Annotated in this window: 15 protein-coding genes; 14 read left to right on the top strand and 1 reads right to left on the bottom strand. The window is 39.7% G+C overall.

Translation table 11 applies throughout. The features are described 5' to 3' along the window. The first annotated feature begins 224 nt into the window (after positions 1-224). The 11 genes from E0E36_RS27375 (at position 225) to E0E36_RS27325 (ending at position 8,223) form a co-directional block, all read left to right on the top strand. Complete coding sequence (locus E0E36_RS27375; protein WP_013668423.1) at positions 225-455, top strand: AtpZ/AtpI family protein; 231 nt, start codon at positions 225-227, stop codon at positions 453-455. An 18-nt stretch (positions 456-473) separates the two neighbouring features. Next, positions 474-863, top strand: a complete 390-nt coding sequence (locus tag E0E36_RS27370) for a hypothetical protein (protein WP_130858571.1) — start codon at positions 474-476, stop codon at positions 861-863. Positions 864-877: 14 nt separating this feature from the next. After that, positions 878-2,050 carry a F0F1 ATP synthase subunit A gene (atpB, locus tag E0E36_RS27365; RefSeq protein ID WP_013668421.1) on the top strand — a complete coding sequence of 391 codons (1,173 nt, stop codon included), beginning with the start codon at positions 878-880 and terminating at the stop codon, positions 2,048-2,050. A 48-nt stretch (positions 2,051-2,098) separates the two neighbouring features. Continuing rightward, entirely contained in the window at positions 2,099-2,305 is a 207-nt protein-coding gene (gene atpE, locus E0E36_RS27360; protein WP_010601523.1) for an ATP synthase F0 subunit C, read from the top strand. A 111-nt stretch (positions 2,306-2,416) separates the two neighbouring features. Further along, the gene (locus E0E36_RS27355; RefSeq protein WP_013668420.1) at positions 2,417-2,911 is read left to right on the top strand and encodes a F0F1 ATP synthase subunit B; all 495 of its coding nucleotides are present in this window, start codon (positions 2,417-2,419) and stop codon (positions 2,909-2,911) included. A 22-nt stretch (positions 2,912-2,933) separates the two neighbouring features. After that, entirely contained in the window at positions 2,934-3,470 is a 537-nt protein-coding gene (atpH, locus tag E0E36_RS27350; protein WP_013668419.1) for an ATP synthase F1 subunit delta, read from the top strand. A 44-nt stretch (positions 3,471-3,514) separates the two neighbouring features. Beyond that, complete coding sequence (gene atpA / locus E0E36_RS27345) at positions 3,515-5,089, top strand: F0F1 ATP synthase subunit alpha (RefSeq protein ID WP_130858570.1); 1,575 nt, start codon at positions 3,515-3,517, stop codon at positions 5,087-5,089. 103 nt (positions 5,090-5,192) lie between these two features. Beyond that, entirely contained in the window at positions 5,193-6,080 is an 888-nt protein-coding gene (gene atpG / locus E0E36_RS27340) for an ATP synthase F1 subunit gamma (protein WP_013668417.1), read from the top strand. Between the two features lie 266 nt (positions 6,081-6,346). Next, complete coding sequence (locus tag E0E36_RS27335; protein ID WP_013668416.1) at positions 6,347-6,565, top strand: hypothetical protein; 219 nt, start codon at positions 6,347-6,349, stop codon at positions 6,563-6,565. Between the two features lie 87 nt (positions 6,566-6,652). Further along, positions 6,653-7,420 (top strand): 5'-nucleotidase, lipoprotein e(P4) family, encoded by a 768-nt coding sequence (locus tag E0E36_RS27330; RefSeq protein WP_130858569.1) that lies wholly within the window; start codon positions 6,653-6,655, stop codon positions 7,418-7,420. Between the two features lie 143 nt (positions 7,421-7,563). Further along, entirely contained in the window at positions 7,564-8,223 is a 660-nt protein-coding gene (locus E0E36_RS27325; protein WP_130858568.1) for a hypothetical protein, read from the top strand. 17 nt (positions 8,224-8,240) lie between these two features. Here the strand turns inward: E0E36_RS27325 and gldB are convergent, their stop codons facing one another. Beyond that, positions 8,241-9,284 carry a gliding motility lipoprotein GldB gene (gldB, locus tag E0E36_RS27320; protein WP_130858567.1) on the bottom strand — a complete coding sequence of 348 codons (1,044 nt, stop codon included), beginning with the start codon at positions 9,282-9,284 and terminating at the stop codon, positions 8,241-8,243. A 401-nt stretch (positions 9,285-9,685) separates the two neighbouring features. Between gldB and E0E36_RS27315 the strand changes: the two genes are divergently transcribed. From E0E36_RS27315 to E0E36_RS27305, 3 genes are all read left to right on the top strand, one after another. After that, on the top strand, positions 9,686-10,372 hold the full coding sequence (locus E0E36_RS27315) for an outer membrane beta-barrel protein (protein WP_130858566.1): 687 nt from the start codon (positions 9,686-9,688) through the stop codon (positions 10,370-10,372). A gap of 23 nt (positions 10,373-10,395) precedes the next feature. Next, positions 10,396-12,039: an NAD+ synthase gene (locus E0E36_RS27310; protein ID WP_130858565.1), complete on the top strand. Its 1,644-nt coding sequence runs from the start codon at positions 10,396-10,398 to the stop codon at positions 12,037-12,039. 95 nt (positions 12,040-12,134) lie between these two features. Beyond that, positions 12,135-12,463: DUF4136 domain-containing protein (locus E0E36_RS27305; RefSeq protein WP_130858564.1), on the top strand; the 329-nt coding region annotated here is incomplete at its 3' end.

Here is a 12,463-nt window from a genome sequence, read left to right as displayed (position 1 = left end):
GCTGATCCGCTTTCAACACTAATTATAAAGATACAGTTTTTGTTATTGCTAACAAAGGATTCTTCCAGATACGTTGTAGTTTTAGATGACCTTTTTTAAAAAATATTCAATGCCTAATTGTCAGTCATCATCCGGACGCAAGCACTGTTAAAAGACGCCTATTTTATTTTGGATTGCTCGAATAATAAGCATTTTAGCTAAGTTTGCATCTTCAAGGATACAACATGAAACCTAAAAGAGATCGATCAGACTTTCAGAAGGAAGGAAAAGCATATGTCTATTATACGGGATTAGGATTTCAAATGATTGCGACCATTGGTGTATTTGCTTTTATTGGTTATAAGATCGATATGGCAAAAAAGGGGGATGTGGGTATTTACACGGGCCTGTTTTCGCTAGTAGGCGTTTGTGTAAGCCTATATTCTACCATTCGATCGGTTTTGAATAAAAAATAGCATATATTAAGAAGGCGCATGACATTACTAAGATTTACCCTCTTTTACGGAATTTTCGGGTTGGTATTAGCCTTATTATCTTATTTGCTTTCTGTGCTTTTTCAAGGGCATGCGTTGCTGGCGTCCAATTATTGGCTCATTTTTCTTTTTCTTTTTTTTCTTACCTACATTGCCTATCTGGTTTCTTACTTCGGGATTCAAAAAACACCTCAAACAGGGGTTTTGGCCATAATGGGAGGGATAATTTTGAAGCTACTCTTTGCCCTATCCTTTGCTTTGGTGATCTTGATGAAAACAGCTGAAAACCAGCTAGTTTTTGCGTTGAATTATTTTTCTTTATATTTATTATTTACACTCTTTGAAGTTATGTCTTTGTTGCGTAACTTGCGCCACCAAAATAATAAGTAAAAATCACGGAATAAATGAAATTTAGCCACTTTTTGACTTCAAAAAAATCAGGAATACTAGCGTTTTTTGCCGTTTTCTTCGCTTTTTTGAACGCCAATGCCCAAAATCATGATCATGGTCAACATGCAGATTCGACCGCAGTAGAACAGGTGGAAGCAGGCCATCATGAAAACCATGAAGAAAAAGAGTTTGATATTACGAGTTTTATCTTTCATCATATAGGTGATTCGCATGAATTTCACTTTTGGGGACATGGCGAAAGTTGGACAGGTTTGTATCTTCCGGTTATTCTTTATACACATAATGGGTTGGTTACTTTTAGTGCAAAAGAATTTCATTTGAATGATGATGGCAGTGTAGTAGTGGAAAAGGCGGGTATGCGTTTTGCTCGCTCGCACGGAAAAATCTATTACGCCGCAGAGGAGGCAGTGCATGGAAGTTATGTACATCATGAGCAGAACACTGATGGACAAGAGGTGGTGACGAATTCCCGTCCGATTGACTTATCGATCACCAAGAACGTATTTACGATTTTCTTATCGGTTGCTATTTTGCTTATTGTATTTCTAACGGTAGCGAAAGGTTACAGGAAACGCGAAGGTAGGGCTCCGAAGGGGTTACAGTCTGTATTGGAACCGATCATTATATTTGTTAGGGACGATATTGCAAAACCTAATTTAGGACATAAATACGAGAGATATATGCCGTATCTTTTAACGGTTTTCTTTTTTATTTGGTTGAATAATATGCTGGGTTTGGTACCTTTCTTCCCGGGAGGTGCCAATGTTACCGGGAATATTGCTATTACTATGATATTGGCTTTATTTACATTGATTATCATCTTGTTCAGTGGTAATAAGTATTATTGGGGCCATATTTTTAACCCCCCCGTTCCATGGTGGTTGAAACCGTTGATGATCCCTGTTGAAATTTTCGGAATCTTTACAAAGCCTTTTGCTTTGATGATCCGTTTGTTTGCGAATATCACCGCAGGTCACATACTTGTGCTGTCTCTACTATGTTTGGTATTCATTTTTAAATCGCTAGCTGTAGCACCGGTATCCGTGTTTTTTGTTGTATTTATCGGTGCCATTGAATTGTTAGTAGCCTTTATTCAAGCTTTTATCTTTACCATTTTATCTGCGCTTTTTATTGGAATGGCTATAGAAGAGCATGCTGACCACTAGAAAATTATTAAACATTATTGTTAAACTAAATATATAAATTAAATCAAAATGACTGGAACATTAGCTGCAATTGGAGCAGGTCTAGCTGCGATAGGCGCTGGATTAGGTATTGGTAAAATCGGTGGTTCTGCAATGGAAAGCATCGCTCGCCAACCTGAGGCTGCTTCAAAAATTCAAACTGCGATGTTGATCGCTGCTGCCTTCATTGAGGCTGTTGCGTTATTCGCTGTGGTTGTTTCTTTAATTGCAAAATAAGGAAACCCCGAATGAAAAAAGGGAGCCTATCCTCGGGATTGCCGTTTATAGGCTCTTTTCACAGACATTAAAGCACCGTTTATATATAAAAGCACTTAATTAATACACAATATGGATTTACTCATCCCTGAGATTGGCTTAATTTTTTGGCATACCCTTTCGTTTTTGCTATTGTTGTTTTTACTGGCAAAATTTGCATGGAAGCCGGTGATGAAAGCGATTGGAGATCGCGAACGCTCAATTGAAAATGCGTTAGATGCAGCGGAAAAAGCGAAACAGGAAATGGCACGCTTAACAAATGAAAATGAACAATTGTTAAAAGACGCCAGAGCCGAGCGCGATCTTATTTTAAAAGAGGCTCGCGAAATAAAAGAGCAGCTATTGAAAGATGCAAAAGAACAAGCGCAGTTGGAAGGAAACAGAATGATTGAAAAGGCACGTATTGAAATTAACAATCAAAAGGCCATCGCAATGGCTGATGTTAAAAACCAAGTGTCTAAGCTTTCATTGGAAATTGCCCGTAAAGTTTTACAACAAGAGTTAGCGGATAAGAACAAGCAAGAAGCTTTAGTCGGTGAGTTGTTGAAAGAGGTGAAATTAAACTAATCAGCTAAATCCTATTAAAGATATGTCAGAATTTAAGGTTTCATCTAGATACGCTAAAGCACTGTTGGATTTATCCATCGAGCAAGGTGCGCTTGATCAGGTACGAGCGGAAATAGGGCAGCTAATCGCCGTAGTTAAAGACCACGTGGAATTGCAGGCGGTATTGAAGAATCCGATTATCAAACACGATAAGAAAATCAACATACTTACTGCACTTTTTGGAGCGAAGTTTAGCTCGGTTGTGATCGGATTTTTTAAAATTATGATCAACAAAGGACGAGGAGATATTCTGTATGCAACTGCACAGGAGTTTGTCCGCGAATACAATGAATACAAAGGCATTGTTACCGCCAAGGTAAGCTCGGCTGCTCCATTATCAGCTGAGAATGTGGCTCAATTGAAGCAGCTTATTGCCTCTTCAACAGGCAAGGAAGTAATCCTTGAGAACTCGGTTGATGCCGATTTAATAGGCGGTTTTGTGGTAACTGTAGGCGACAGGCAAGTTGATGCGAGTTTAGCAGGTCGTCTGAATAAGTTAGATAGGGCTTTTCATGCCTAATTATTGTAAAGGTTTAAAAGAGAAATATATAAAATAAAGATAAAATGGTAGAGGTAAGACCAGATGAAGTATCGGCAATCTTAAGAGAACAATTGTCGAACTTTAAATCAGAAGCCGAACTAGAAGAAGTTGGTACCGTACTCCAGGTGGGAGATGGTATTGCTCGGGTTTACGGCCTAACCAAAGTCCAATCAGGTGAATTGGTTGAATTTGAAAACGGATTACAAGGAATTGTACTTAATCTTGAAGAAGATAATGTAGGGGTGGTGTTGCTAGGACCTTCAGATGAAATCAAGGAAGGTGATACCATTAAACGGACCAATAAAATTGCTTCCATCAACGTTGGTGAAGGAATGCTTGGACGTGTTGTAAATACGTTGGGACAGCCGATAGACGGAAAAGGTCCGATTACCGGTAAAACTTATGAGATGCCTATTGAGCGAAAAGCTCCAGGCGTTATCTATCGTCAACCAGTAAATGAACCGCTTCAAACGGGAATTAAAGCTATCGACGCAATGATTCCGATCGGTCGTGGACAACGGGAGTTGGTGATCGGCGATCGTCAGGTGGGTAAAACGGCAGTTTGTATCGATACCATTCTTAATCAAAAGGAATTTTACGATGCAGGTGAACCCGTATATTGTATTTATGTGGCTGTGGGACAAAAGAATTCAACCGTTGCCAATATCGTTCGTACTTTAGAAGAAAGGGGAGCATTGGCTTATACGATCGTAGTTTCAGCTTCTGCTTCCGAACCGGCACCTATGCAATTCTATGCGCCCATGGCAGGTGCTGCAATTGGTGAATTTTTCCGCGATACAGGTCGCCCGGCCCTGATTGTATATGATGACTTGTCTAAACAGGCTGTGGCTTATCGCGAAGTATCTTTGTTACTTCGTCGCCCTCCCGGACGTGAGGCTTATCCTGGGGATGTATTTTACCTTCACAGCCGCCTTTTAGAGCGCGCTGCAAAGATCAATGCGTCTGATGAAATTGCACGCAACATGAACGACCTTCCGGAATCATTGAAAGGCATTGTTAAGGGAGGAGGATCGTTGACAGCGTTGCCTATTATAGAAACACAGGCAGGCGATGTATCTGCTTATATTCCAACAAATGTAATTTCAATTACTGATGGTCAGATATTCCTAGAGTCTAACTTGTTCAATGCTGGTGTAAGACCTGCTATTAACGTTGGTATTTCGGTGTCTCGTGTTGGAGGTAATGCGCAAATAAAGTCGATGAAGAAAGTTGCCGGAACTCTCAAATTAGATCAGGCACAATATCGCGAATTGGAAGCTTTTGCCAAGTTCGGATCGGATCTGGATGCTGCAACAAAGGGCGTGCTTGACAAAGGTGTGAGAAACGTTGAGATTTTGAAGCAAGGTCAGTTTGCACCGGTGCCTGTGGAAAAACAAGTTGCTATTATCTACGCAGGTGTCAAGGGCTTGTTCCGTAGTGTTCCTGTAAATAAGGTGAAGGAGTTTGAGGCTAACTATCTGCAACAGTTGGAGTTACGTCATCCTGAAGTGCTTAAGGACTTGAAGGCTGGTAAATTCACGGATGATATTACCGCTGTTTTAGATAAGGTAGCTAAAGAGATAGCTGCTAGTTATTAATTTTTTGGTATCAAGACGCAGATATCAGGACATAAGACTAAATGCAGGCAGATGGAAGGTGTAGTCTTGATACTTATTACCTGATACTCGCTACTAATAAAATATGGCTAATTTAAAAGAAGTTAGAAATCGAATTGCATCTGTAAGCTCTACACAGCAGATTACAAGAGCCATGAAAATGGTGTCAGCTGCGAAGTTAAAGCGCGCTACCAATGCGATTGTACAATTACGACCTTACGCTGAAAAGTTGAAAGACATTTTAGCTAATTTATCAGCTTCAGTGGAAGGTACTTCTTCTCCGTTTATGGCTGTTCGGAAACCAAAAAAGATTTTACTGGTTGTAGTAACTTCTAACCGTGGTTTAGCGGGCGCTTTTAACGCAAATGTGATAAAGGCAACCAATCTGTTGATTACCGAGAAATATCAAGAGCAACATCGCAAAGGAAACGTAAAGATTATTGCTATTGGAAAGAAGGGACAGGATTATTACCGAAAGAATAAATATGAGGTTTTAGGTAACCATACTGAGCTGTTTTCGAAACTGAATTTTGAGAATACCTCAAAGATCACCGAAGAAATCATGGATGGTTTTATAAACGGTGAATTCGATCGAGTTGAACTTATCTATAATCAGTTTAAAAATGCTGCTGTCCAATTCTTAAAGACCGAGCAACTTTTACCTTTGCTTCCTGCTGAAAAGGATGAAGCAAAGACTTCTCAGAATGTAGTCGATTATATTTTGGAGCCGTCGAAAGAAGAGATTATTCAGGAGTTAATACCAAAGTCCATAAAAATACAGTTATATAAGGCGGTTCTGGATTCGCATGCTTCTGAGCATGGGGCCCGGATGACTGCAATGGATAAAGCTACCGACAATGCGGGGGAATTGCTTAAATCACTTAAGCTTTCTTATAACCAAGCACGTCAGGCGGCTATTACTACTGAGCTTACTGAAATTGTCAGTGGCGCAGCGGCTTTGTCCAACGGCTAGTAAGCTACGACTATTTAAAAAAGGCCTCAGCAATACACTGTGGAGGCCTTTTTTTATTTGAAGGACAGACCAGTCTTATTATCCGTTAACAATGGTTATGCGACCGTAGGAAGCCATGAAAGTCTATTAAAGAGAACGTTTATGAATAACACCGTATTGACTAGCTAACAAGCGTCCTTGCTATTTTTCTACTTAACTACGTAACAAAGCACCAAATATTTTTATTCCATCAAAAAAAGTTTATTTTTGCATACAAAGAAATTATTATGGCAAATTCAGCAGAGCAGAGACCTCACGTCAGTACCGATAATAATGCAAATCAGACTCATTATTACGTAACCTTAGTTGTGGCTATAGCCTTTGGCTTAGCCGGTACCTTTTTCCGTTTCATACAGGATTCTTTTTTGTTCACTTCCATTTCTAATATTCTATTGATTATCGGTAGTTTTATAGCTTTCCGTACGGTTTTCAGAATAATGAAATAAAGCAACCGAATCTTAAAATATAAGAAGGCGTGAAAGTTTTTCGCGCCTTTTTTATTGCCGGTAATTTCAAAAAAATCTTATAAACAAATGGTTAGCAAATATCTATTTACAGTGAGTGTTCTCTTTGCTATAGCAAGCGCCCATGGGCAGGAGTTCCATCGGGATTATACCAATGCGGTTTTATGGCAACAACAATCGGGAGAATATCGGGCTTTATGTTTTCAGGCCTATAATTACGCGCATAGTAGCCTTGATAAGGCCTTAAAAAAGTACTCGAAGTTACCTAAATGTGTTATTGTAGACATCGATGAAACGTTATTGGATAATTCTCCGCAAAGCGGTCAGGCTATTCTATCGAAGAAAGCCTTTGATTTGGCTGAATGGAAGCGTTGGACCGGAATGGCCATTGCTGACACGGTTCCTGGAGCGTGCTCATTTCTCCAATATGCCGCTTCAAAAAAAGTCGCAGTTTTTTATATCAGTAATCGGGATCAAAGCGAAATTCCCGCCACCATGCAGAATTTGAAGCAATTTGGATTTCCTTATGTCGATACGGACCACCTATTGTTTAGAGATAGTACCTCTAATAAACAATCAAGAAGAAACCAAGTGGCTAAAACGCATCATATAGTCATGTTGGTCGGTGACAATTTAAGTGATTTTTCTACCATTTTCTATCAAGAAGATAAGGATACAAAGAAAGTGGTGGATCAACATGCGGGGAAGTTCGGAACCACGTTTATTATGCTTCCAAACCCCATGTATGGGGATTGGGAACAATCTTTATATCCAAAAGGGAATTTAACAGAAGCAGAGAAGGCAACTATTCGATTGAAAAAAATAAAAGGCTATTAAAGGTCGCTGTTTTGCTTAAACCTATTACCGGATTTTCTGTCTAATTAGCAGCTGAACAAGTTAAGTGATAGAAATAGCTATGCGTTTTTGGCGAACAATTGACAAAAAACGAGGTTATCATCTATATCAAATTAGATATGGTTATGAAGGGTAAAATGATTTTGACACTCCTATTACTTTTGGTAGGTAGTACATGGGGATTTGCCGGTTCTCAGGATTCGGTGCAACATATTCAAAAACTAGAGATTGGGCATAAGAAGAAAAGGAGCTTCACTACAAAACGTCAAGATTCTACTTTGGTGCTAACTATCGATACATTGATTATGCAAGACAAATCTTCCCTTGAATTCTTCGGAAAGAAAAAGGTGAAGCTAAAAATTCACTATGCGGAAATTCCAAAGCAAGCTTATATTATTGGTACCGATAGTAAGAACGATGGGTCGGATATGGATATTCAAATCCATTTTGCAAAACTTGGAGCACTTTACGTATTAGCAGGAGGACGTGATGCCAACAATGGGACACGTACTTACCCTAACGGGAACGGCGGAAATGTTACATTCCGCTACGATAAGTCGGGCATTAACCCCCAGCAGGAAGATAAAGAGCAAACTGCTTACTTACGAATAGATACGCGGGCCGGTGGTTATCGAGTAAATCCCCAATCCGATCTATACAATATTTACACACAGATCGGAATGGGAATTCGGGCTGGCGGCGGCCGGTTAGGCGGTGTGCCTCAAGGACAAATCTATTCCGGATCCCCGGGTAAGGATGGTAAAGTTACTGTAGAAAGCTTCTAACTGAAATCGGATAGCGATTAGTTAATGCCTTTATAGCGAGCATCTCGCAGTAGTTGTTGAGCATCTTCAATACGGAGTAAGTCCATTAAAGACGTTTGAGGATGCGCTTCCATATATTTTTTTACTATTTGCCAGCCTAAATAAATACCTAACTTCGGCGCTGACTCATTGTGACTGCCGAGTTCGGGTGTAAAAGGAGCTTCGCCAAAGTGTTTCTGAATTTTATAGTAGTCAGTTTCGTACAGCAAATTTTCCTCTAAAAACCAGGCCCATATATCTTTTTCGTAAGTGTTAGCCCAATTTATCTGCGCGGTGGTATAGCCGATTTTTAAACTATCAGCTAGGAGAGGCATCGACCTGTCCATGAGGTACATGATTTTTCCATTGTACAGCATTAGATCCAGCATACTTGGATTTCCTTTATCCGGTTCCGGAAATAGCTCTTCCCGCAGGTAAGTTTCAACCGTACGAGGCACGATATTCTCCTGCGTAAATCTTCGCGATATATAGAGTGGGATGCTTTTAACTAAAGCTGGATAAAACGGCGAGTTGGCACCTAGGAACATGTCTAGTCCAATACCAATATAATGCTCGTTAATGGGGGATTGGACGGTGAAGCCTGAGAAAAAGGCGATGAATTTTGGAATCTCTATGTTTGGAAAATAATACTTTAGATGTTTAAAGGCAATCGTTAGCTGCTCTTCTTGTGCGTTTAAAGTTGGATAAGTTTGTGAAATACTTTTTTTCAGCGCTATAAAATCACGACTCTGTAATATTTTTCTATAATTGTTGAAAAGCTCCGAGGTGTCTTGTAGATTTCCTGCTTGGAGCATATGCGTTATAAAGTCGCTATAAAATTGATCGTATTTTTTTTGCCATTGCGAATGCTTTTCAGATAGGTTATACGCGGTAAGGCTATCCAAGGATTGGTCGAAACGTTCGATTTTAATGTCAAGTTGGATGTTGCTTACATCAGGCTCTTGCCTATGCTTACATGCCATCAAAGTAATAGTCAAAAAAAAGAGGTAGATTTGTGCGCCTTTCAAATTAAGTGCCTTCATGCTTGTGATGATAGGCCGCTAAATTAATAATATAAAAAGTAAAAAGTGGAAAGGAAAGTTTATTTCGAAGTACGTGGAATAGGGAAATGGTTGAGTAGAGGAATAGTTGAGTAGTTAATGAGCCGATTAGCCAATGTGATGATGGGCTTATGCAGGCTTAAAGCATATTGTTTATGGCTTAGAGCTGATAAAATGGTTGAGTAGTTAATTAGCCGGTTAGCCAATGTGATAATGGGCTTATGCGGGCTTAAAGCATACTGCTTATGGCTTAGAGCCTTAGTACAGTAACTGTAATACGTCAAAGCACTCGACACTCAACGTCTCAACCACTTAACGTCTTGACCATTCAACATTTTAACGACTAACGTTTTTTAATAACTTCAACGAATAACAAAAGATCAATGAAAATAAACATACCATTTAAAAAATTGGCGCTTATTACAAGCATATTTTTTTTCATGTTATCAAGTGCTAATAGCCAGGATTACTATGCATCAAAGTATGATAATAAGCGTATCAGTTTAGGAATTATGTTGTCGCCCAACATTAACTGGTTGCGGTACGGCGACTTTGATGTGAAGTCAAATACAGCTAAAATAGGTTACAATTACGGCTTAGTCGCCGATTTTGCGTTTTCAGAGAATTATTATTTTTCAAGTGGTTTGTTGATTGATAACTTGCGCGCTCAATCAGAAACCTATCAGAATGGACCTGAAGGGAACGATTTTGTGATCAATAACTATCGATTACAATATGCCCAAATTCCCTTAGGCGTAAAACTAAAAAGCACCCAAAAATATTATAGAAGTTATTATGGCCAGTTCGGCTTTACTTTAGGCGTTAAATTAAGTGCGAAGCAAGAAATATTAAACAGTAACAGGGTCGTAGTCCAAGAATCCAATAATATGAAAGGTGGCGCCGATATTTTCAGATTAGGTCTCCAAATAGGAGGAGGGGTCGAATGGCTGTTAGATCATAATTTGCGGCTTATGACGGGACTAAGCTTTAATAACGGATTTACACGTGTCATTAAACACGGAGGGGCTAATAATTCTTATTTTGCCTTTAATCTTGGTATACTTTTTTAATAAACGGATAGGTTCAGTAACATATGATTATAGCGATTGCGCAGACAAACTACCATATTGGTAATTTTGAGAGAAACACAGAAAAAATTATAGCAACAATAGCTGAGGCTAAAAGGAAAGGCGCTGATCTGGTGGTGTTTCCGGAAATCACAATAGGCGGCTATTTAGCTAAAGATTTATTTCGATATCGTTCTTTTCTGGATGCCTGCGAGACAAGTATTGAACAGATTGCGGCATCTTGTGTTGGGATCGCCTGTATTATTGGTGCTCCTGTAAGGAGTAAACTGACCAAAGGAAAGCAGCTATATAATGCTGCGCTTTTTATCGTAGACGGAGCGGTAAAGGACACGGTTCACAAAACCCTTTTGCCGGATTATGATGTATTTGACGAATACCGGTATTTTGAACCAAATAATACCTTTAAGTGTGTCGATTATAAAGGGAACCGCATTGCACTTACTATATGCGAAGATCTATGGAATGAGCATTTCCCTTCCCTCTATCCGCAAGATCCCATGATCGAACTGGCAAAGCAACAGCCGAACATTATGATCAATGTCGCCGCTTCTCCATTTTCTGAAAGCCATTTTGAAGCTCGCTGCGCCGTTGTAACCGCCCATAGCAAGCGGCATGCATTGCCTGCGCTGTATGTCAATACCATAGGTGCTCATGCAGACATTATCTTTGATGGACGTTCGTTAGTGTTTGATGAGAAAGCTAAATTGATAGATGTGCTGAATCCTTTCGCCGAGGATCTTCGTTATTACCAACTCAACGGGAAAGAGCTTGTTGCACGACAGTTGACCACTGTTTATAAAGAACCTGAGTCAATTGTTAATATTCATGAAGCTTTGGTTCTCGGAATCAAAGATTTTTTTGCAAAATCGGGCTTTAAAAAAGCCATATTAGGATTGTCTGGAGGCATCGATTCTGCAGTGGTTGCGGCTTTAGCCTGTGAGGCATTGGGATCTACGAATGTTATGGGAGTGTTGATGCCTTCCATTTATTCAACCGGGCATTCCGTAGACGATGCCATGGATTTAGTAGGGAATCTAGGGTGTTTACATGAAGTGATTCCGATTAAAGAGGCGACGGAAGCTTTCGATAATATGATGGCGAAGGCCTTCAAAGGAAAGGAAAACGATATTACCGAAGAAAACATACAAGCACGTGTACGTGCAATCGTTTTGATGGCTATGTCTAATAAGCATGGCTATATTTTATTGAACACTTCTAATAAAAGCGAGGCAGCCGTTGGTTATGGAACCCTCTATGGAGATATGGCCGGTTCCTTGGGTGTTATCGGCGATGTACTCAAAACGAAAGTCTATCAGCTTGCCCATTATATTAACCGTAACGGCATTGTTATTCCGGAAAATACTATTACTAAAGCACCGTCGGCTGAATTACGACCCGATCAAAAGGATTCGGATTCGTTGCCTGAGTATAACGTGCTCGACGCGATACTGCATCGTTATGTAGAACTTGAGATGAGCAGTAAAGAAATTATAGCTGATGGTTTCGATGAAGTTTTGGTACAACGTGTTATTAAGTTAGTAGTAGGTTCAGAATTTAAGCGATTTCAGTCGCCTCCCATTTTACGTGTTACACGAAAAGCATTTGGCGTAGGTCGGGCGATGCCTTTGGTAGCTAAACATCCTTTTTAATGTAAAATATTGTTACAATGCATTAAATTTTTCTAATCTGTAGCAACTTGGCATTAAATTCGTTATTTTTATAACACAATTGGGAGGTAAGTAAAATGAAAACAAAGTGGTTCCTGTTGGTTGTGGCAGTCGTGATGATAGCTGCCTGCTCACCATATAAATACTATACAACACAGAGTAAAAACGGGGCTTTTTCTCAGTATAAAACCTATGCTTGGTTACCGGGATTAGATTCGCTTTCTAAATCGTACTACAATAACTCAATAGCTGAGGAGAATATTTACGAAGCAGCGGATGCTGCGCTGAAAGCGAGGGGTTTGACTTATGATAAAAGCAATCCTGATTTGCTCTTTAGATATAAAGCGATCGTAAACAACACCAGTAGAACTATCTATGCGCCAATGTATGGCGGATGGGGTTGGGG

This window comes from Olivibacter jilunii (assembly GCF_900607235.1).
GTDB lineage: Bacteria > Bacteroidota > Bacteroidia > Sphingobacteriales > Sphingobacteriaceae > Olivibacter > Olivibacter oleidegradans.
This window is presented reverse-complemented; position numbering and strand designations above follow the sequence as displayed.

Coding starts and splice junctions, on each gene's coding strand:
- E0E36_RS27375 (WP_013668423.1), top strand. CDS start 225: ATGAAACCTAAAAGAGATCGATCAGACTTTCAGAAGGAAGGAAAAGCA.
- E0E36_RS27370 (WP_130858571.1), top strand. CDS start 474: ATGACATTACTAAGATTTACCCTCTTTTACGGAATTTTCGGGTTGGTA.
- atpB (WP_013668421.1), top strand. CDS start 878: ATGAAATTTAGCCACTTTTTGACTTCAAAAAAATCAGGAATACTAGCG.
- atpE (WP_010601523.1), top strand. CDS start 2,099: ATGACTGGAACATTAGCTGCAATTGGAGCAGGTCTAGCTGCGATAGGC.
- E0E36_RS27355 (WP_013668420.1), top strand. CDS start 2,417: ATGGATTTACTCATCCCTGAGATTGGCTTAATTTTTTGGCATACCCTT.
- atpH (WP_013668419.1), top strand. CDS start 2,934: ATGTCAGAATTTAAGGTTTCATCTAGATACGCTAAAGCACTGTTGGAT.
- atpA (WP_130858570.1), top strand. CDS start 3,515: ATGGTAGAGGTAAGACCAGATGAAGTATCGGCAATCTTAAGAGAACAA.
- atpG (WP_013668417.1), top strand. CDS start 5,193: ATGGCTAATTTAAAAGAAGTTAGAAATCGAATTGCATCTGTAAGCTCT.
- E0E36_RS27335 (WP_013668416.1), top strand. CDS start 6,347: ATGGCAAATTCAGCAGAGCAGAGACCTCACGTCAGTACCGATAATAAT.
- E0E36_RS27330 (WP_130858569.1), top strand. CDS start 6,653: ATGGTTAGCAAATATCTATTTACAGTGAGTGTTCTCTTTGCTATAGCA.
- E0E36_RS27325 (WP_130858568.1), top strand. CDS start 7,564: ATGAAGGGTAAAATGATTTTGACACTCCTATTACTTTTGGTAGGTAGT.
- gldB (WP_130858567.1), bottom strand. CDS start 9,284: ATGAAGGCACTTAATTTGAAAGGCGCACAAATCTACCTCTTTTTTTTG.
- E0E36_RS27315 (WP_130858566.1), top strand. CDS start 9,686: ATGAAAATAAACATACCATTTAAAAAATTGGCGCTTATTACAAGCATA.
- E0E36_RS27310 (WP_130858565.1), top strand. CDS start 10,396: ATGATTATAGCGATTGCGCAGACAAACTACCATATTGGTAATTTTGAG.